We start from the raw sequence: 20,598 nt of genomic DNA, 5'->3' as shown, positions 1-20,598 counted from the left end.
CATGCGCGAGAGGTGATTGAATGACGAAGCTGAGCGGTGGCGACTCGAAGAGCACCCTCTATTGCTCGTTCTGCGGGAAGTCGCAGCACGAGGTCCGCAAGTTGATCGCCGGGCCGACGGTCTTCATCTGCGACGAGTGCGTCGAGCTATGCAACGACATCATCCGTGAGGAGACGAAGTCTGCGCTGGTGTCCAAGAAGGACGGCGGCGTGCCGACTCCGCAGGAGATCTGCGACGTCCTCGATGATTACGTGATCGGCCAGAAGCGCGCCAAGCGCGTGCTGTCGGTGGCGGTGCACAATCACTACAAGCGGCTCAACCACGGCGCCAAGGGTGCCGATGTCGAGCTGTCCAAGTCGAACATTCTGCTCGTCGGCCCGACCGGTTGCGGCAAGACTTTGCTCGCGCAGACGCTCGCCCGCATCCTCGACGTGCCGTTCACGATGGCCGATGCGACGACGCTGACCGAAGCGGGTTACGTCGGCGAGGATGTCGAGAATATCATCCTCAAGCTGCTTCAGGCGTCGGACTACAACGTCGAGCGGGCGCAGCGCGGGATCGTCTATATCGACGAGATCGACAAGATCTCGCGCAAGGCGGAGAACCCCTCGATCACGCGCGACGTGTCGGGCGAAGGCGTGCAGCAGGCGTTGCTCAAGCTGATGGAAGGGACGACGGCGTCGGTTCCTCCGCAGGGTGGCCGGAAACATCCGCAGCAGGAATTCCTGCAGGTGGATACGACCAACATCCTGTTCATCTGCGGCGGCGCGTTCTCGGGTCTCGAGAAGATCATCGGCGATCGTCTCCAGGGCAAGTCGATCGGTTTCGGCGCGTATGTCGCCGGGCCGGACGAGCGCAAGACGGGCGAGACGCTGAAGTCGGTCGAGCCCGAAGATCTCCTGAAGTTCGGGCTTATCCCCGAGTTCGTCGGCCGCCTGCCGGTCATCGCGACGCTCGAGGATCTCGATGTCGACGCGCTGGTGAAGATCCTGAAGGAGCCGAAGAACGCGCTGGTCAAGCAGTACCAGAAGCTGTTCGAGATGGAGGACGTCGCGCTCGGCTTCACCGACGACGCACTGGTCTCGGTCGCCAAGAAGGGCATCGAACGCAAGACCGGCGCCCGCGGGCTTCGCTCGATCCTGGAGAGCATCCTGCTCGACACGATGTTCGACCTGCCCGGCATGGACGGCGTCGACGAGGTGATGATCGACAAGGACGTGATCGAAGGCCGCAAGGAACCGATCCGCGTCTATGCCGAGAAGAAGAAGACCGGCGACGCTGCTTAAAGCGGGACTGGTTTGAGATACGGGAGAGGGCGTCGAGCGATCGGCGCCCCTTTTTCGTTTGGGGCATACGCGCCCCAGAGACCCTGGTCCGTCATCCTGACGAAAGTCAGGATCCAGAGCCATTAAGGCTCGCGCTAGTTACCCTGGATCCTGACTTTCGTCAGGATGACGGGAGGGGGCGTACCACCAAACCGTGTTGCCTTGTCTCACCCGTCGCCTTGAGGAAGTAAGGACAGAACTACAAGGTCAAAAGCCGAACCCGCTCCAAATCCTTGGGACGTCCGAACAGCCTGAGCATCTCGGCCAGTTCCGCTCGGTCAGGCACATAAACAACGCGCTCATCCACAAAGATCGGCACGCGCGTCCGAGGCAGTACCTCCGCCCAACCCGCGCTTGTCGCAACATGAAACCCCGCCATGATCTCGACGACCAAAGGCGGCGTCTCCCACCGCCCGAACAGCATCGACCGGAAGAGCGCGCTTGCACCGTCTTCGATGGGCACGACCCCGAGCCGGTCCATCGCCCGCTGGGCATCTGCCACGCTCATGAGCACATCGACATCGCCGACCTCGACCGGCGTCACCCCGTGCAGCGCGACCGCAGCGCTGGAAATGACCCACCACGGGTATCGAGCATCCCGCATCGCATCGGCGGTCATGACGAGAGTCTGGCAAAGATCGGCGGACAGCATCGCCGCAACCTACCCGATCCTGACCGCCCCGCAATCGCCCCGACTCGGACCCTTATCGGCCTTCACGCATTCGTTGTCCAAGTGGAACGAGGGAGCATGCATGACGATCGAAGTGGCCGACCGACCGAACGAACACGTGGTGGAGACGATGCCGGACCGTCTGGCACTGCCGATCTGGACGGTGATCGCGCCGGGCCTGGGGCTGCTCGCCGTCCTCGTCGGCCTCGCGAAAATGGGCCCGCTCGGCACCGCCGCCGCCGTGATCGTGCTGATCGGCAGCGTGCTCGCCGCGGTCCATCACGCCGAAGTGATCGCGCACAAGGTCGGAGAGCCGTTCGGCACGCTCGTCCTCGCGATCGCGGTTACCGTGATCGAGGTGTCGCTGATCGTCTCGCTGATGCTCTCCAACGCCGGCGACGCCACCACGCTCGCGCGCGACACGGTGTTCGCGGCGATCATGATCATCCTCAATTTCATCATCGGCATCTGCCTGCTCGCGGGCGCGGTGCGGCATCATGAGCAGCGGTTCACGCTGAAGGGCATGACGGCGGCGCTCGGCGTGCTCGCGGCGATGGCCGTGCTGTCGCTGATCCTGCCGAACTATACGTCGTCGACACAGGGCCCGACCTACGCGGCATCGCAGTTGATGTTCGTCGCGGTCGTCTCGCTGATCCTCTACGGGACGTTCGTGCTGGTACAGACGGTGCGCCACCGCGATTATTTCCTGCCCTCGACCGACGACAAGGACGACCACGCCGCGCCGCCATCGGGCCGCGCAACGGGTATCGCCTTCGCCGCGTTGCTGGTGGCGCTGGTGTCGGTGGTACTGCTCGCGAAGACGCTGTCGCCGACGATCGAGGCTGCGGTGCTCGGTGCCGGCCTGCCGCTGACGGTGGTTGGTGTCGTAATCGCGGCGCTGGTGCTCGCGCCCGAGAGCCTTGCCGCATACAAGTCGGCGCGGCGCAACCGGTTGCAGACCAGCCTCAACCTCGCGCTCGGTTCGGCGCTGGCGACGATCGGGCTCACGATCCCGAGTGTCGCGATCGTGTCGCTAGTGCTCGACCTACCGCTCGCGCTCGGCATCGATGCGAAGAGCATGACGCTGCTCGCGCTGTCGTTGTTTGTTGCGACGCTGTCGCTAGGCACAGGGCGGACGACGGTGTTGCAGGGCGTCGTCCACCTCGTGATCTTTGCGGCCTATCTGTTCACGACGGTGGTGCCGTAAGCTCAGGGGCCCTGCGTCGACAGATAGGCGATGACGTCGGCGCGGTCCTGAGGGTCGGGCAGGCCCGCGAACGCCATGGTCGTGCCGGGCACCATCTTGCGCGGGTTGGTGAGCCAAACGTCCATGCGCTTGGCGTCCCAGTTGCCACCAAGCGCCTTCAGCCCGGCGGTGTAGGAGAAGCGCGGGCGCCGCTCGCCGATCGGGTTGCCCATGACCGCATAGAGGTTCGGCCCATCGGTATCGCCCGCATATTGCCCGATCGTGTGGCAGGCGGTGCAGCGGCGGAAGACGCGTTCGCCGCTGGCGATCTGGCTGGTCGTGCCGGCGTCGGGGCTCGAACCGCAGCCGGCGAGCGCCAGCGCCAGCAGGGGCCACCGCGGCAGGGTCATCGCTTCTGACGTGCGGCCAAGGCGAGACCGGCGGCGATCTGCACGACGGCGTAGAGGCGACGGCGGCCGGGCCGGTCGACGAAGGGCTTCACCAGTTTCTCGGTGCCAAGCGCATCGTCTTTCCAGAGATCGACATGGCGGCTGGGTTGGAGCAAGCCGATCAACCCGTCCCCAACCATGAAGATGGCAGCCATCTCTGCCGCGCGAGACGCCCAGATGTTCTCCTGCGCACGCAGGAGTCCAGGAGTTACGGGCGTCGTCTCCTGGGACCCTGGGCCCCCGCCTTCGCGGGGGAACGGTGGAGAGGTCATTGGGGCTTGGCCTTCGCGGCTTGCTCGGCTTTCCAGGCGGCCACGTCTTCCAGCGCAATGCTGCGGCGGAGGACCAGCGCATCCGGGTCGATCACGACATGCGCGCCCGCCGGGACCGACAAGCTCGCCTTCCCCCCAGTCATCGGCAAGGTCCGCGTCTTGCCGTCGATCTGCACCTGCACCGGCAGCGGGAAGGGGCCATTACCCGGCACCTTCCAGGCCAAAGCCAGCGTATTTCCCGTCCGCGTCTCGACCAGTTCAGGCAAAGCCGCCTGCCGAAGATACACGTCGAAGAACCACGCATAGTCCTTCCCCGTCACCTTCCGGACGAGCGCTTCATATTCCTTCGTCGACCCGAACCGCGGCGCGAAATTGCCCGGCCTCGGATCCGCGCGCCCGTACACCGCCAGCCGCGTGACGTCGAAAAACGCCTTGTCGCCGATCAGCGCCCGCAGTGTGTGGAGCATCCACGAGCCCTTGTAGTAGATGTCCTGCCCCGCGCCGCCCTTGTCGAGTTCGTACACCTCCTCCTCGGTGGTGACGCGCTGCTGCGTGATCGGCTTGAGGTTCATGATCGAGGTGCGCTCGCCCTGCATCATCGCCGCATAGCGCGCACGCCCCTCGCGCCACTGGCCGTAGAGCGGCTGCATGTAGGTTCCATACCCCTCGTGCAGCCAGTAATCGTCCCAGTTCGCGGCGGTCAGCTGGTTGCCGAACCACTCATGCGCGAACTCGTGCTGGAACAGCCAGTCGAACCCCTCCGGCGCCTTCGCGTATTCGTTGCCGTACGCGTTGATCGTCTGGTGCTCCATGCCCTTGTGCGGCGTCTCGACCACGCCGACCTTCTCGTCGCCAAACGGGTAGGGGCCGATCATGCTCTCGAAGAAGTCGAGCGTCGGCGCGAACTCGGCGAACAGCTTTTCCGCCTGCACCTTCTCGCCCGGCAAATACCAGTAATACATCGGAATGCTGTCGCCGAAGCGGCTCTTGTAGGTGCCGCTGATCTCCTCATACGGCCCGACGTTCAGCGCGATGCCATAGGTATTGGGATGCTTGGCACGCCAGTTCCACGTCGTCCGGCCGTCCGCCAGCGTATCGACCCCGAGCAGCACGCCGTTCGATGGCGCCTTCAGCCCCTTGGGCACGGTGATGTGGAGCGTCACCAGCGCGGGCTCGCCGGTCGGGAAGTCGAGGCACGGCCAGAACAGGTCGCAGCCATAGCCCTCCGCGGTCGTCGCGAACCACGTGCGGCCGTCGGGCGTCTTCGACCAGACCATCCCGTCGTCCCACGGCGCCTTCACCGCGACGTGCGGCGTGCCGCCATAGGTGATCTTCGCGGTGACCTTGCCGCCCGCCGGGACGGGCTTTGGCAGCGTGATCGTCAGCCGTCCCTCGGGATTGCTCCACGCCGACGAAGCGAGCGGGACGCCGTCGATCGCGATCGCGCTCACCGGCAGATTGCGGTCGAGGTCGATCGGCAGGCGGGTGAGGGGGGCCTTCGCGGTGAACACCAATGTCGCGACGCCGTTCAGGCTCTCCGTCTCGGGCAGCACTTCGAACGCAAGGTCGGCGCTGTCGAACCGAAGCGCAGTCTGCTCGGGTGTCAGCACCCCGCCAGACCGCTGCGTCTGCGCGGTAATCGCGGGCTCGCCCTTCTTGGGAAGCGGGGCGGCTGCAAGGAGTGCGGTGGCGCTGGCGGCAAGTAGAAGGCGTGCAATCATGCCGCGTTCTCGCGCCTGAGCGGCACGCATACAAGTGCGATCCAGCATCTTCCGTTCTCCTGCGAACGCAGGAGCCCAGGATCACGAAAACCGCCGCCCGTTACCCTGGACTCCTGCGTTCGCAGGAGAACGGCAGGCCTTCGGGCAAGGCGCCAAAACCCCTAACCACCGCCAACCAATTGATGGACGGTTCATCCTCACCATATAAGCTGTAGATTATGCCCCCATGCAGGCACCCACCGGAGCGTTCATGACCCAGTACCCCGTCCTTCCCCTTCGCGACATCGTCGTGTTCCCGCACATGATCGTGCCGCTGTTCGTCGGCCGCGATAAGTCCGTTGCCGCGCTCGAAGCGGCGATGGCGGCGGACAAGGAGATCTATCTCGTCGCGCAGGTCGATCCCGCAGAGGACGATCCCTCGCGCGACGACCTGTATTCGATGGGTGTCACCGCGACCGTACTCCAGTTGCTGAAGCTGCCCGATGGCACCGTCCGCGTGCTGGTCGAGGGTAAGGGCCGCGCGACTCTGGAAACGCTCGACGAGAGCGGCGACTTCCTCACCGCGACGGTCGAGCCGGTCGCCGATGCCGAGGTCGAAGGGCCAGAACTCATCGCGCTGATGCGCTCGGTGGTCGACCAGTTCGAGAACTACGCCAAGCTCAACCGCAAGCTCTCGTCGGAAACCTCGGTGCAGCTGTCGGAGATCGAGGACGCGTCGAAGCTCTCCGACGCGGTGATCGCCAACGTCCAAATCAAGGTCGCCGAGAAGCAGGCGATCCTGCTCGAAACCAACCCGTCGAAGCGCCTCGAAATGGCGTTCGCGGCGATGGAGGGCGAGCTGGGCGTCCTGCAGGTCGAAAAGAAGATCAAGAGCCGCGTCAAGCGCCAGATGGAGAAGACGCAGCGCGAATATTACCTCAACGAGCAGTTGAAGGCGATCCAGCGCGAACTCGGCAACGAGGACGGCGAGGGCGAAGGCGACGAGATCGCCGAGTTGACGCAGAAGATCGCGACGCTCAAGATGAGCAAGGAGGCGCGCGGCAAGGCGACGTCGGAGCTGAAGAAGCTCAAGACGATGGCGCCGATGAGCGCCGAGGCGACCGTCGTACGCAATTATCTCGACGTGCTGCTCGGGCTCCCCTGGGGCAAGAAGTCGAAGATCAAGAAGGACATCGCCGCCGCACAGGTGACGCTGGACGAGGATCATTACGCGCTCGAGAAGGTCAAGGACCGGATCGTTGAGTATCTCGCCGTGCAGGCGCGCACCAACAAGCTGAAGGGGCCGATCCTGTGCCTCGTCGGCCCTCCCGGCGTCGGCAAGACCTCGCTCGGCAAGTCGATCGCCAAGGCGACCGGGCGCGAGTTCATCCGCCAGTCGCTGGGTGGCGTGCGTGACGAAGCCGAGATCCGCGGGCATCGCCGCACCTATATCGGCTCGCTGCCGGGCAAGATCGTGACGAACCTCAAAAAGGCCGGCACGTCGAACCCGCTGTTCCTGCTCGACGAGATCGACAAGCTCGGCCAAGACTTCCGTGGCGATCCCGCCTCGGCGCTGCTCGAGGTTCTTGATCCTGAGCAGAACGGCAAGTTCCAGGATCACTATCTGGAGGTCGATATCGACCTTTCAGACGTGATGTTCGTCTGCACGGCCAACTCTCTCAATCTGCCGCAGGCGCTGCTCGACCGCATGGAGATCATCCGTCTGGAGGGCTACACCGAGGACGAGAAGGTCGAGATCGCCGAGCGTCATCTGGTCGAGAAGCAGATCGAGGCACATGGCCTGAAGCCGGGTGAGTTCACGTTGACGCAGGAGGGGCTTCGCACGCTCATCCAGCAATACACGCGGGAGGCCGGCGTGCGTACGCTGGAGCGCGAGATCGCCAAGCTGTGCCGCAAGGCGCTGCGCCAGATTCTCGAGAACAAGACCACCAGCGTCACGATCACGCCCGAGAACATCGGCGAATATGCCGGCGTGCAGAAGTATCGCCATGGCCTCGGCGAAACCGAGAACCAGATCGGTGCGGTCACCGGCCTCGCCTGGACCGAAGTCGGCGGTGAGTTGCTGACGATCGAGAGCGTCACGGTCGCGGGCAAGGGGCAGGCCAAGCTTACCGGTACGCTCGGCGACGTGATGAAGGAGTCGATCGAGACCGCGTTCAGCTATGTGAAGGCACGTGCGCCGAGCTACGGGATCAAGCCGAGCCTTTTCGCGCGGAAGGATATCCACATCCATCTGCCCGAGGGTGCGGTGCCGAAGGATGGTCCGTCGGCGGGTATCGGCATGGTCACGTCGATCGTCTCGACACTCACAGGCGTGCCGATCCGCCGCGAGGTGGCGATGACCGGCGAGGTGACGCTGCGTGGTCGCGTGCTGCCGATCGGTGGCCTCAAGGAGAAGCTGCTCGCGGCGTTGCGCGGGGGCATCGAGACGGTGCTGATCCCGGCCGAAAACGAGAAGGACCTCGCGGAGATCCCGGTGAACATCAAGGCGGGGCTCAAGATCATCCCCGTTTCGCACGTCGACGAGGTGCTTCGTTTGGCGCTGACCGAACCGCTGGAAGCAATCGAGTGGACCGATGCGGACGAGCTGGCGGCACTGCCGCCGGCACCGATCGCACCGGTTGGGGGTGGTCTTCACCACTGATCCATGTTTGGATCGTAAGCGACAATACGGCGGTTTCGTTTGACAGCAGACGGGGCCGCCGCATTATTGCGCGCTGATTGCGGTCGCGAGTCTATCGTGGCCGATTCGAGTTTTTCCGGGGGATTATATGAACAAGCAGGAGCTGATCGCGACGGTCGCCGATACGTCCGGTCTGGTAAAAGCCGACGCAGTCAAGGCGGTCGAGGCGGTGTTCGACGCGATCGAGGCATCGCTCAAGAAGGGCGACGAGGTTCGCCTGGTCGGTTTCGGCACGTTCTCGATCTCGAAGCGCAAGGCGTCGACCGGCCGCAATCCCCGCACCGGCGAGCCGATGACGATCAAGGCCTCGACCCAGCCAAAGTTCAAGGCCGGCAAGGGCCTGAAGGACGCGGTCAACTAACAACCCCTCGATCCTCCCCCGCCAGGGGGAGGTGGCAGGCGGTAGCCTGACGGAGGGGGCGGTAAGCGGTACCCTTCGTTGCGTGGTCCTCCCCCTCCGTCGCCTTCGGCGCCACCTCCCCCTTGCGGGGGAGGATCGAAGTGATCGACGTCAAAGGGCTGGACAGGCGGGCATCCCCTGCCTAAAGGCCCGCTTCCGAACGAGTTTCGGGCGCGTAGCTCAGTGGTAGAGCACACCCTTCACACGGGTGGGGTCGCTGGTTCAATCCCAGCCGCGCCCACCAGATTTACGCCGGTTCCTTCGCACGAAGGGGCCGGCGTTGCTGTTTCTGGCGTGCACGGCACTGCCGTCATTCCCGCGGAGGCGGGAACCGATAAACTCAAGCGTGAGCGATAGACGCGTGACGTTCGCCGGTATGGATCCCCGCCTGCGCCGGGATGACGACATCGGCGAGGAAGGGGTTCCGACGTAAGCTCTCAACGCAACATGACAGCTTCTTCATTAGGCTGGTTCGTTCGATCGAACTAAACGCCCTCCGTGGTCCAGTCCCGACTCCTAGACATCGCAATCAGCGAATTCGGCATCAAGGGGCTGGAGGGGGCGAGCACGCGCGGCATTGCCGCCGCCGCGGGCACCGCGATGTCCTCGATCACCTATCATTACGGTGGCAAGGAGGGCTTGTACCTCGCCGCCGCCGACCGGATCGCCGAGCGTATGTCGGCCGTGATGGGCGACCCATCCGAGCTGTCGCACGACGTAGCAGCGGACGACGCCAGCGAAGCGCGCGCCCAGATCCACCGCATCTTCGGCCGACTCGCGGACAAGATGGCCAGCAACGAAAGCGCCGACTGGACGCTGTTCGTGCTCCGCGAACAGATGAAGCCGGGCGAGGCGTTCGAGCGCATCTATGGCGGCGTGATGGGCCAGATGGTGCGCAGGCTGAGCGACCTGGTCTGCATCGCCACCGGCTGCGCCGAGATCCGCACCGGCAGGATCGCGACGATCACCTTGATGGGGCAGGTCATCACGCTGCGGGCGAACCGCGCGACCTGTCTCAAACTGCTCGAGCGCGATGTGCTCGAACCCAACGACATCCTCGATATCAAGGCGCGTATCGACGCCAATATCGACGCCATTCTCGATTCGATGCGTGCTGAAGAACAGGGCCAGGCATGACCGACCAGACGAACCACTCCGACGCCAACCATGACGATGAGGATCGCAAAGACGATCCGAACGGCGAGGACCAGCAGTCCGATACCGATCAGCAGGACGAGTCTGAGGACGAGGCCGACAAGAAGCCGTCGGTCTTCAAGAAGCCGCTGTTCTGGATCATCCTTGTCATCGTCGTCGGCGGGCTGATCATCGGCGGCGTGCTTTACTGGCTCCACGCGCGCCAGTTCGAGTCGACCGACGACGCGTTCGTCGACACGCACATCGTCCGCCTCGCGCCCCAGGTCGCGGGCACGCTGGTGCAGGTCGCGGACATCGACAACCGCCACGTCGAGGCGGGCCGCCTGCTCGCGGTCATCAAGGCATCCGGCCGCGACGCGCAGGTCGCCGAGGCGCAGGCGAACGAATCGCAGGCCCGCGCACAGTTCGCGCAGGCTCAGGCGCAGGTCACCGCTGCCGAAGCGCAACGCCAGCAGGCCGCGGCACAGGCACGCGTCCCAATGGCCGCCGCGGTAAAGGCCCAGCAGGATCTCGCGCGCTACGAGGCGTTGCTGCGGCTCGATCCGAGCGCGGTCGCCGGCCAACAGCTCGATCAGGCGCGCGCCACCGCGCGCCAGACCGCCGCCGATGCCGCCGCCGCCCGCGAGCAGATCGACACCGCCACCGCCCAGATCAGCGTCGCCAGGAAGCAGGTGGGTGCGGCCAAGTCGGTGATCGACGCCCGCCGCGCGCAGGTCGATCAGGCGAACGTAACGATCGGCGATCTCCGCCTGACCGCGCCGGTCGCGGGCCAGGTCGTCAACCGCTCGGTCAATGTCGGCTCCTATGTCGCGCCCGGCACGCAGCTGATGGCGATCGTCCCTGATAAAATGTGGGTGACGGCCAACTTCAAGGAAACGCAGCTCACGCTGATGAAGATCGGCCAGCCCGTCGAGATCCATGTCGACGCGTATCCCGGCGTCGACTTCAAGGGTCATGTCGACTCGATCCAGCGCGGCGCTGGCCAGGCGTTCGCCCTGCTGCCCCCGCAGAACGCGACCGGCAACTATGTGAAGGTCGTCCAGCGCGTCCCCGTACGGATCGTGTTCGACGCCAAGAACGGCCCCGATCCGAAGCGCTATCCGATCGGCCCCGGCATGTCGGTGGTGCCGACCGTCAAGGTCCGCTGAGGTGGCGAAAGCTCCCGCGAAAGCTGATGCGGGCGGCGGCCATGTCTGGTCGCCAAGCCGGTCGGCGGCGGGCAAGTACAGCCCGTGGCTGATCGTCGCGATCATCTCGATCCCGACCTTCATGGAGGTGCTCGACACCTCGATCGCCAACGTCGCGCTCGATCATATCTCGGGCGGGCTGTCGATCACCACCGATCAGGCGACCTGGGTGCTGACCAGCTACCTCGTCGCCAACGCGATCGTCATCCCGATCTCGGGCTGGCTGTCGGACGCGATCGGTCGAAAGCGGTATTTCCTGCTGTCGATCGCCCTGTTCACGCTTGCCTCGCTGATGTGCGGCCTTGCGCCCAATATCGCTACGCTCGTCGTCGCCCGCGTGCTGCAAGGCATTGGCGGCGGTGGCCTGGCGCCGGTCGAGCAGTCGATCCTCGCCGACACCTTCCCGCCGAAACAACGCGGGATGGCGTTCGCCGCCTTCGCGATCGTCGTCGTCGTCGGCCCCGTGCTCGGGCCGACGCTCGGCGGCTACATCGTCGAATATTCGAGCTGGCACTGGGTCTTCCTGATCAACGTGCCGGTCGGCATCGCCGCGTGGTTCCTGGTCGAGACCTTCGTCGACGAGCCGGACCAGGTGAAGAAGGACCGTGACGAGCGCTTCAAGAACGGCCTGACGATCGACTATGTCGGCGTCGCGCTGGTCGCGCTCGGGCTCGGCTTCCTCGAACTCACCTTCGATCGCGGCGAGCGCGAGGATTGGTTTTCGAGTGGGTTCATCGTCATGTCGGCGATCATCGCCGCGGTGTCGCTGGTCACGCTCGTCATCTGGGAGCTGAACCACGAGGACCCGGTGATCGACCTCAAGCTGCTGAAGAACCGCAACTTCGCGCTGACGATCGGCGTAATGGGCGTCACCGGCATGATCTTGTTCGGCACCACGCAGCTGATTCCGCAGATGCTGCAACAGGTGCTCGGCTACAGCTCGCTCGATGCAGGGCTCGCGCTGACCGCCGGCGGTCTCGCGACGCTTGTCATGGTGCCGTTCGCGGGCCGGCTGAGCGGGCTGGTCGACGTTCGCTTCCTGCTGTTCCCGGCGTTGCTGGTGCAGGCGTTCGCGCTGTGGAACATGAGCCACCTGACCGCCGACATCGCCTTCTCCGACGCGGCGTTCGCGCGGCTGTTCCAGGCGATGGCGCTGCCATTCCTGTTCGTGCCGATCAACGCGATCGCCTATGTCGGGCTCAAGCAGACGCAGACCGCGCAGGCATCGAGCCTGCTCAACGTCTCGCGCAATCTTGGCGGCACGATTGGCATCTGCTTCGCGCAGACTCAGCTCGCGGGCGGATTGCAGCGTCACCAGTCGGAACTGACGCAGACGCTCAACCCGCTCGATCCGAACTATAACGACTGGATGCAGAAGGCGACGAGCGTGTTCGGCGGGCAGGGCGATGCGACGACGCCCTTGGCCGTTCTCTACAGCCAGATGCAGCGGCAGGCGACGATGCTCGCGTTCCTCGACGTGTTCCGCGCGATGATGGTAGTCGTGCTGGTCGTCGCGCCACTGGTTCTATTCATGCGCTCCGGCAAGACCGGCAGCGCCCCCTCGGGAGGGATGCATTGATGCGTGCGCGGTTCATGGTGGTTGCGGTTGCGACCCTGCTCGCGGGGTGCACCGTCGGCCCGAATTACGTCGCCCCCGAAATGGCGGTACCGCCGGCGTTCGTCGGTCCGCAGGCTAGCGTCGGTACTTCGGTTGACCTGGCCCGCTGGTGGTCGGTATTCGGCGATCCGCAACTCGACGGGCTGGTCGAGCGCGCGCTGAAGGGCAATCCTGACATCGCGATCGCCGCCTCGCGCGTGCGCCAGGCGCGGTTGCAGGAGATCGTCGCACGCTCGCAAGGGTTGCCGAGCGTCAACGCCAGCGCCAGCCCAAGCCATATCGAGTTCAGCAAGAATGCCGGCCTCTCGTCGATCGCACGCGCGTTCAGCGGCGGCACGGGGGCAGGGGGCACCGGCTCGACCGGCGGCATCGCGCTCCCCGGCAGCGGGATCACGACCTACTCGGTCGGCTTCGATGCAAGCTGGGAGCTCGACCTGTTCGGTGGAGTCCGGCGCAGCACCGAAGGCGCGCGGGCGCGGACCGAAGCGGCGGTCTGGTCGAAGCGCGACGCAGCAGTGACTTTGGCCGCGGAAGTCGCGCAGGCCTATTTCGCGTTGCGGCTCGACCAGGCGCAGATCGCGACGATCGAGGGCGAGATCGTCCGCCAGCGTCGGGCGCTCGAGATCGCGGGCAACACGGCCAAGGTCGGCCTCGTCCCGCCGATCGACGTCACGCGTCAGCGCGCGTCGATCACCTCGACCGAAGCGCGAGCCGAGCCGGTCCGCGCCGATGTCGACGTCCGCATGCACGCGCTGGCGATCCTGCTCGGCGAGCCGCCCGCGACGCTGATGGCCGAACTCGCGGCGCCGTCGGTCGCACCGCTCGGTGTGCCAACGATCCCGGCGGGATTGCCGTCGGAGCTGTTGCGTCGTCGCCCCGACATCCGCGCAGCCGAACGCGATCTGGCGGCTTCGACTGCGGATATCGGCGTTGCGGTGGCGGATATGTATCCGAAGTTCAGCCTCACCGGCATGAGTCAGCTGATCTCGACCGCTTTGGGCAATCTGTTTTCGGGTGACAGCCTCCAGCTGACCGCATCGGGCGCTGCGCAGTTCCCGTTGCTCGACTGGGGCCGGCGCAAGTCGACCGTGAAGTCGCGCGAGGAAGACCGCGAGCAGGCGTATCTGCGCTATCGCTCGACGGTGTTGCAGGCGTTGCGCGACGTCGAGGATCCGCTCGCGCAGATTGCTGCCGAGCGGCGGCGGAACGCGGCTTTGCAGCGCGCGGTGGTCGATGCGCAGAGCAGCGCGAAGGCGGCGGAGTCGCAGTACCGGACCGGCTTCGTGGCGCAGACGACGCTGCTGAATGCGGAGACGGACGTGCTGACAGCGCGCGAACAGCTGGTGTCGAGCGACGCGCAGTTGCGGCAGCTGACGGTGGCGCTGTTCAAGGCGCTGGGTGGTGGTTGGGAGCAGGCGGAGTAGGGGCCGCTTCAACCCTTCTGTTACTCACACTTAGTTGTTCTCCCGCGAAGGCGGGAGCCCAGACTGGGCTCCCGCCTTCGCGGGAGAACAAGTTAGTTGGTGGGGTTCGTCCATTCCTTAGCCACCACCCCGGCGAAGGCCGGGGCCCAGCTGGGGGACGTTGCCAACGGTAGACTGCGCTTCGTTACCTCGACCTTGCCAACTGGGCCCCGGCCTTCGCCGGGGTGGCGGTCTTTTTGGAGACGGTTGCTTCAAGCGGGTAATGGGCAAATCAAAAATGGGTGGCCAAACGACCGCCCAAAATCACTTCTTCTTGTTCTTCCGCGCCGCATACTTAGCGTCACGAATCGCCTTCTTCTCGGCGTCGGTCAATTCGACCTTAGCCTCAGCCTCGCGCTTCTTGGCAGCAGCAGCCTCGGCCTCAGCCTTCTTCACAGCCTTGGCCTCATCCTCTGCAGCACGCTTCGCAGCGCGCTTCTCGCGCTCGGCCAATTCCTTGGCCTCGCGCGCGGCAAGGCGCTCGGCTACGACGGCTTCGTCGATCGGCGGCTTGGCGCGCAGCGCTTCGAGCGCCTTCTGCTTGGCGGCGGCTGCGCTGCTCGTACGGTCCTGGAAGCTGGGGTCCTTGAAAGAGGCCATTGTCGTGAGATAATCCTGTAATATCGGTCTGACCGTCCGCACGCAGGAATGCGTGGGCAGTGACTCTAGCAGCGCCTGTAAATCATCGCGCGCCGGATCGGAAGAGATGTGTTCGATAGCGCGGTTTTCAACCCCGAACGCCAGCGGCGCCCCAATCGACAGTCATCGAACCGTCATATCATAGTCATGCAAGCGTCATCGAAATCGCATCGCGGCGTCATCTGGCCAGCCTAACCGCCATGTCACGGTCGGCAGGGGGGAGCCTGGGTCGATCCGAACAATCAACGGTACGACTCGGGAGTCCTTCGCATGACCAGCTTTACTCGCCTCGGCACGATCCTGCTGACCGGCACGGCCTGCCTCGCACTCACCGCTTGCGGCGGTGCCGACGACGTCGCTTCGCCGGGCGCAGGCACGGTGATCATCACCCCGCCAGCTACGCCGACCCCGACGCCGTCCACCCCGACGCCAACCCCGTCGGCGATCACGGCAGCGCAGTTCGCCTCGACCTCGGGCGGCCGCTCGGACGGCACGATCACGATCAGCGCCGATGAGCAGCTTGCGATCGTCAACGCCGGCACCAACAACAACGTCAGCGGCACCAACGTCCTGACCGGCGTGTACCCGACCGCCGCGACGTCCGCCACGACCGCGACCGACCCGTCGTCGATCAACCCGTTCTTCGCCAGCACCAACTTCGTCGGCGCGCTCAACGGCCCGACCGACACCGCGTTCCAGGGCTGGACCTGCGCCTCCACGTCGGCCGAGTTCGGCGGCAGCACGACCGCGCGCTGCACCGCGGTTCCTGCCGTCGGCGCTGGCGGTTCGGCCGCAGCGTGCCCGACCGGCACGATCGATGACGGCCTGGTCCAGACGTTCCGCGCCTGCCGCCTGCCGACCAACATCACGTCCAGCCTGACGCTGCCGAAGATCGCCGGCGTGTTCTACCGCCTGCGCGGCCAGACCGAAGTCGGCGCCGATGTCGGCACGACCGGTGCCGATACCGGCGTGACGCTGACGATCGCACCGGGCGTCGTCGTCGCCGCGGACTCGACCGAAGTCACCGCCGATCTCCTGCTCGTCAATCGCGGGTCGAAGATCAGCGCCGTCGGTACGCGCGATGCACCGATCATCTTCACGTCGCAGCAGAACCTGACCGCCAACGGCGTCAGCGATGCGACGCAGGGCCAGTGGGGCGGGATCATCCTGCTCGGTCGCGCACCCGTCGCGGTCTGCGCCACCGGAACCGGCCCGAACAACGCCGGCGGCACGAGCACGACCTGCCAGCAGGCGATCGAAGGCGTCACCGGGCGCTTCTACGGTGGCCCGACGGCAGCCGACAACAGCGGCACGATGCAGTATGTCCAGATCCGCTACAGCGGCATCGCGATCAGCGACGGCAACGAGCTTCAGGGCCTGACGCTCGGCGGTACCGGTTCGGGCACGACGATCGATCACGTCCAGAGCCACAACTCGGCCGATGACGGCATCGAGATCTTCGGCGGCACCACGAACATCAAGTATTTCGCGGTCACCGGCGCAGACGACGACGGCTACGATATCGACAACGGCTATCGCGGCTTCATGCAGTTCATCATCGCCGCACAGCGCCTGCTGGGTGCGACCGCCGACTCATTCTCGACCGAGATCGACTCGAACGGTGCCGAGGACCTGCTGCCCCGTACCTTCGGTCAGTATTCGAACTTCACGTTCGTGCAGACCGCGCTTGCGCCGGCAGCGATCCGCCAGCGTGGTGGTTCGGACATGCGCTTCATCAACGGCATCGTGAAGTCGCCGGCGACCGTCGCCTGTCTCAACCTGATCGCGCAGGAAACCAGCCAGGCCGATCGCTCGACGATCCGCGCGGCCGATGCCTCGAAACAGGACCAGGGCCCGCCGATCTTCACCTCGGTCTACTTCAACTGCAACGGCCGGTAACGCTTCCGGTCGGCTCTCCGCAGTCGATGATGTGAGCAGCGATGCCGGGGTGGTTCCAAAGACCACCCCGGCATTCGCCCATAGACCCCCTGATCTGGATATTCGGCCATGCAAACGCGCTTCGGCTATGCCACCTTACTTCTCCTGACCTCGCAGCTGGTCGCGCCCGCGGTGCTCGCCCAGACCGGCGGCGCTGCACCCGCTCCAGCCGCCTCGCCACCCGCCTCGACGACGCAGACCGGTCCGACCTCGACGCCGGTGGACGTGTCTGCGCCACAAGCAGCCGGAGCAGAGGCCGAAGTGTCGACGCCGGGCTATGATCCCAATGGCGGCGAGGACATCGTCGTCGTTGGCCGCAACATCCCGAATTTCGTCCGCGCGACCCCGCAGGTCGTCTCGATCCTGTCGACCGAAGACATCGCACGCACTGGCGAAGGCGACATCGCCGGCGCGCTGTCGCGCGTTACCGGTCTCAGCATCGTCGGCAATGGCTTCGTCTATGTCCGCGGTCTCGGCGATCGCTACTCGTCGTCGCTGCTGAATGGCTCGCCATTGCCGAGCCCCGAGCCGCTGCGTCGTTCGGTCCCGCTCGACATCTTCCCGACCACGATCGTCGGTTCTGCGCTGGTCCAGAAGACCTATTCGGTGAACTATCCCGGTGAATTCGGCGGCGGCGTGATCAACCTCACGACCAAGGCGATCCCGGACAAGAACTTCCTATCGTTCGGCGGCTCGGTCTCGGCCGACACCGCGACCACCAGCGAACTCGGCTACACCTATTACGGTGGCGATGCCGACTGGATCGGCTTCGACGACGGCACGCGGAAAGTGCCGAGCTTCATCAAGAACGCGCCGAGCGGCACCGGCAACATCTCGGCCGCGCAGGCCGCGACGCTCAGCAACGCCTCGACCTCGCTGCTCCAGCGCAACAACCAGCTCCCCGCTAATTTCTCGGGCGAGATCAGCGGCGGCTCGGTGTTCGACATCGGTTCGGGCCGGCTTGGCGTGATCGCGTCGGTCAGCGCGAGCAACACCTTCCGCACACGCAGCATCACGCAGCAGGATTCGGTCACCAACGAAGGGCTGCTCCGCAACGATTTCCAGACCCTGCTGACCGACAACCGGATCGTCGCCAACGCGCTGATCGGCGTAGGCTACGAGTTCGGCGAGAACAGCATCAAGCTGACCAACGTCTACATCCACGACACGCTGAAGCAGGCGCGTGGGTCGGCGGCGACCACCTACAACAACTCGAGCGGTCTGCGCTTCCAGCAGAACACCAACTGGTTCGAACGCCAGCTGTTCGAGAGCCAGCTGGTCGGCGCGTTCAAGCCCGTCGATGCGCTGACGCTCGATGTCCGCGGAGCGTACGCCAATTCGAAGCGTAACGCGCCGTACGAGCGGCAGTTCGACTATCTCTGCTCGAACACCACCACGACCGGCCAGCCGATCACGGTGCAGGATCCGAACGGGACCGGCGGCGCGCAGTGCAACGGCGCGTACCAGGTGACGCAGCGCTTCTCGCCGTTCGCGTCGATCATCTTCAGCGAACTGAAGGAAGACCTTTACAGCGGGCAGGCGGACGCGGCGTACAAGCTGTCGACCGATCGGCCGATGACGCTGTCGACCGGCTATTTCTACTCGGATACGAAGCGTACGTCGTCGCGCCTCCAGTTCAACTACCAGACGCCGCGCGGTGGTGGCACGGCGCCGGGCTATCCGTACAATCTGCTCCGTCCGGATTACCTGCTGGCGATCGATACCAACGATCCGCTCAACTCGCTCGAATTGCAGTTCAACACCCCGCTCGGTGCGTATCAATATGATGCGTCGCTGCGGATCCATGCGGGCTATGTCCAGGCCGAGGCCGAGGCGACCGACGGCGTCCGCGCGACGATCGGCGTGCGCTACGAGACGGCGGACGAGCGGGTTACCCCGATCGGTGCGACCACGACGCGTCTGAAGAACGATTATTTCCTGCCGGCCTCGACGCTGACCTGGAACTTCGCGCCCGACATGCAGCTTCGCGCCAGCGCCTCGAAGACGATCTCGCGCCCGCAGTTCCGCGAGCTTGCACCACAGCAGTTCCGCGATCCCGAATCGGATCGCCTGTTCTTCGGTAACCCGCTGTTGCAGGATACCAAGCTCTACAATCTCGATGCGCGGTACGAGTGGTTCTTCGCGCGTGACCAGCGCTTCACGCTCGGCGCGTTCTACAAGCGGATCGACAAGCCGATCGAGCAGGTCGGTTTCTACACCGGCGCCGACGATCGTCTCCAGACCGGCTTCACCAACCTGCCCAAGGCCAAGCTGTACGGCGGCGAGGTCGAGTTCCAGAAATACGTGCCGCTCGACACGCTCGGCAGCGATTTCTTCGCGACGCGCCGCCTGCTGTTCATCGCCAACTACACCTATACGCAGTCGTCGATCACGGTGGACGGCAGCTGCGTCCCGAACGTGGTAGACCAGACGACCAAGGTCGCGGGCTGCCAGGCCGGCTTCGCGCCCGCCACGGGTAACTTCCGCGACGGCGCGCCGCTCACCGGCCAGTCGGACCACCTCGTCAACGTCCAGCTCGGGTTGGAGGATACCAAGCGGCTGTCGCAGATCACGTTGTTGTTCAACTACGCCAGCGACCGCGTAACCAACCGCGGCCCGTCGAACCTCGGCGGCACGGGCTTTCTGCCCGACATCATCGAAAAGCCCGGCATCCGCCTCGATCTCGTCGCCCGTCAGGGTGTCGAACTGCGCGGCGCCAAGTTCGAGGTGAAGGCCGAGGCCCGCAACCTCACCAAGACGCGCTTCACCGAGGGCCAGACGTTCGAGAACGGCAACAAGGTGTACATCAACCGGTATAACCTGGGTCAGGTGTTCACGCTGGGGATCAGCACGACGTTCTGAGGAAGGGGGCGGTCGTTCGGGTTCCGCTCCAGTGGGGAGCGCAGTCGGAGCGACCTACCTCCCAAGAAGAGCAACCTCCCCGGCGAAGGCCGGGGCCCAGTTGGAAAGGTCGGTGTAACGTAGCGCCGTCCTCCGTCAGCAACGTTGCCCAACTGGACCCCGGCCTTCGCCGGGGAGGTGCTTTGAGATTGCTAGGTGCTGAGTTGCGGGAGTCGCCGCTGCGCCAATCCGCCCGTTCTCGCCGGACCAATCATGGTCCTAGACCAAGCCTAACCCCAGGGCTTCTCGCGAAACCATTTGGTGATCACATACTTGACCCCCGCGCGCACCTTCATCCCGTGATGCAGCGTCGCCGGGTTCATGCTCCCATCCGCACGCCGGTTGTTCCAAGCGAGCAGCTTGCCCGTTTCCGGCTGGACGATCTTGTCGATCGCCTTGAACCGCGTCGCGCCGCCGGCTTCCGGCTGGTTGAGGTAGATCATGACGGTCCACGTCCGATTGCCCGCGACCCCGCAATAGCGTTGATAATCGACGCCGTTCGGCTCGAAATAATCGGTGTGTCCCTTGAACTCCTGCCCGACCGCATAGCGCTGCCCCTGGAGCGGTTCGCCGTACACCGGGTCGAGTCCGGTCAGTGCCGCGATCCGGCGCTCGACCTCGATCGCGACCGGATCGAGCGGCGACAGATCGCCCGTCTCGCTCGTCCGATAGTTCGCATCGCCGTTCGAATCGGAGATCGTCGACGGCCGTCGCACCGCGTCGATCCGCTCGATCAGAGTCGCGCACAGGTCCGGCGGCAGGAAGTCGCGCCGCACGAACAGGTCGAGCTTGGGGCTTGGTACGCGCTGCACGCCAGGCACGGACAGCCGCGCGATGATCGCTTCGGGAGGCAGGCCGGAGCCGCTGGACGGGAGAGGATCGGACATGAGCGTCTTCTGCCCATCGCCGACGCGAAGCGCTACCCCATCAGAATCGAAGCAACCAACGCGCAAGCCATTGACGCGGAATTGTAACATGGCATGCCTACGCG

Annotated in this window: 16 protein-coding genes and 1 tRNA gene; 11 read left to right on the top strand and 6 right to left on the bottom strand. The window is 65.1% G+C overall.

The annotated features are described in order from the left end of the window. Positions 1–20: 20 nt before the first annotated feature. Entirely contained in the window at positions 21–1,286 is a 1,266-nt protein-coding gene (clpX, locus tag ASE69_RS03080) for an ATP-dependent Clp protease ATP-binding subunit ClpX (RefSeq protein WP_056048170.1), read from the top strand. A 238-nt stretch (positions 1,287–1,524) separates the two neighbouring features. Here the strand turns inward: clpX and ASE69_RS03075 are convergent, their stop codons facing one another. Continuing rightward, the gene (locus tag ASE69_RS03075) at positions 1,525–1,977 is read right to left on the bottom strand and encodes a hypothetical protein (RefSeq protein WP_056482573.1); all 453 of its coding nucleotides are present in this window, start codon (positions 1,975–1,977) and stop codon (positions 1,525–1,527) included. Positions 1,978–2,077: 100 nt separating this feature from the next. Here ASE69_RS03075 and ASE69_RS03070 point away from each other — a divergent pair, with 100 nt between their 5' ends. Continuing rightward, entirely contained in the window at positions 2,078–3,202 is a 1,125-nt protein-coding gene (locus ASE69_RS03070; RefSeq protein WP_056482570.1) for a calcium:proton antiporter, read from the top strand. A gap of 2 nt (positions 3,203–3,204) precedes the next feature. On the opposite strand, the gene ASE69_RS03065 is transcribed toward ASE69_RS03070, so the two are convergent. The 3 genes from ASE69_RS03065 to ASE69_RS03055 form a co-directional block, all read right to left on the bottom strand. Further along, the gene (locus tag ASE69_RS03065; RefSeq protein ID WP_082452782.1) at positions 3,205–3,591 is read right to left on the bottom strand and encodes a c-type cytochrome; all 387 of its coding nucleotides are present in this window, start codon (positions 3,589–3,591) and stop codon (positions 3,205–3,207) included. Next, positions 3,588–3,785, bottom strand: a complete 198-nt coding sequence (locus ASE69_RS03060; protein ID WP_056482566.1) for a hypothetical protein — start codon at positions 3,783–3,785, stop codon at positions 3,588–3,590. The genes ASE69_RS03065 and ASE69_RS03060 overlap by 4 nt, the downstream gene beginning before the upstream one ends. 113 nt (positions 3,786–3,898) lie before the next feature. After that, entirely contained in the window at positions 3,899–5,623 is a 1,725-nt protein-coding gene (locus ASE69_RS03055) for a M1 family metallopeptidase (protein ID WP_056483101.1), read from the bottom strand. Between the two features lie 250 nt (positions 5,624–5,873). On the opposite strand from ASE69_RS03055, the gene lon reads away from it, so the two are divergent. The 7 genes from lon (at position 5,874) to ASE69_RS03020 (ending at position 14,090) form a co-directional block, all read left to right on the top strand. Beyond that, positions 5,874–8,267 (top strand): endopeptidase La, encoded by a 2,394-nt coding sequence (lon, locus tag ASE69_RS03050; RefSeq protein ID WP_056483098.1) that lies wholly within the window; start codon positions 5,874–5,876, stop codon positions 8,265–8,267. 103 nt (positions 8,268–8,370) lie between these two features. Beyond that, a complete protein-coding gene (locus ASE69_RS03045) occupies positions 8,371–8,667 on the top strand; it encodes an HU family DNA-binding protein (protein WP_268795398.1) in 297 nt (98 codons plus the stop codon). Between the two features lie 208 nt (positions 8,668–8,875). After that, a tRNA-Val gene (locus ASE69_RS03040) sits at positions 8,876–8,950 on the top strand. A 254-nt stretch (positions 8,951–9,204) separates the two neighbouring features. After that, the gene (locus ASE69_RS03035) at positions 9,205–9,843 is read left to right on the top strand and encodes a CerR family C-terminal domain-containing protein (RefSeq protein ID WP_056482563.1); all 639 of its coding nucleotides are present in this window, start codon (positions 9,205–9,207) and stop codon (positions 9,841–9,843) included. Continuing rightward, complete coding sequence (locus tag ASE69_RS03030; RefSeq protein ID WP_056482560.1) at positions 9,840–11,009, top strand: HlyD family secretion protein; 1,170 nt, start codon at positions 9,840–9,842, stop codon at positions 11,007–11,009. The genes ASE69_RS03035 and ASE69_RS03030 overlap by 4 nt, the downstream gene beginning before the upstream one ends. A gap of 1 nt (position 11,010) precedes the next feature. Next, complete coding sequence (locus ASE69_RS03025) at positions 11,011–12,627, top strand: DHA2 family efflux MFS transporter permease subunit (RefSeq protein ID WP_056482556.1); 1,617 nt, start codon at positions 11,011–11,013, stop codon at positions 12,625–12,627. After that, entirely contained in the window at positions 12,627–14,090 is a 1,464-nt protein-coding gene (locus ASE69_RS03020) for an efflux transporter outer membrane subunit (RefSeq protein ID WP_056482553.1), read from the top strand. The genes ASE69_RS03025 and ASE69_RS03020 overlap by 1 nt, the downstream gene beginning before the upstream one ends. A 303-nt stretch (positions 14,091–14,393) precedes the next feature. Here the strand turns inward: ASE69_RS03020 and ASE69_RS03015 are convergent, their stop codons facing one another. Further along, a complete protein-coding gene (locus tag ASE69_RS03015; protein ID WP_056048201.1) occupies positions 14,394–14,729 on the bottom strand; it encodes a DUF6481 family protein in 336 nt (111 codons plus the stop codon). Between the two features lie 309 nt (positions 14,730–15,038). Between ASE69_RS03015 and ASE69_RS03010 the strand changes: the two genes are divergently transcribed. Together ASE69_RS03010 and ASE69_RS03005 are read left to right on the top strand one after the other, a co-directional pair. Next, positions 15,039–16,667, top strand: a complete 1,629-nt coding sequence (locus ASE69_RS03010) for a hypothetical protein (RefSeq protein WP_056058006.1) — start codon at positions 15,039–15,041, stop codon at positions 16,665–16,667. 108 nt (positions 16,668–16,775) lie between these two features. Next, complete coding sequence (locus tag ASE69_RS03005) at positions 16,776–19,568, top strand: TonB-dependent receptor domain-containing protein (RefSeq protein WP_056482550.1); 2,793 nt, start codon at positions 16,776–16,778, stop codon at positions 19,566–19,568. Positions 19,569–19,837: 269 nt separating this feature from the next. On the opposite strand, the gene ASE69_RS03000 is transcribed toward ASE69_RS03005, so the two are convergent. Then, entirely contained in the window at positions 19,838–20,494 is a 657-nt protein-coding gene (locus ASE69_RS03000; protein WP_056483095.1) for a prolyl hydroxylase family protein, read from the bottom strand. Positions 20,495–20,598: the final 104 nt, after the last annotated feature.

Origin of the sequence: Sphingomonas sp. Leaf208 (genome assembly GCF_001421415.1) — a bacterium.
In the GTDB taxonomy this organism is placed as follows: domain Bacteria; phylum Pseudomonadota; class Alphaproteobacteria; order Sphingomonadales; family Sphingomonadaceae; genus Sphingomonas.
This window is presented reverse-complemented; position numbering and strand designations above follow the sequence as displayed.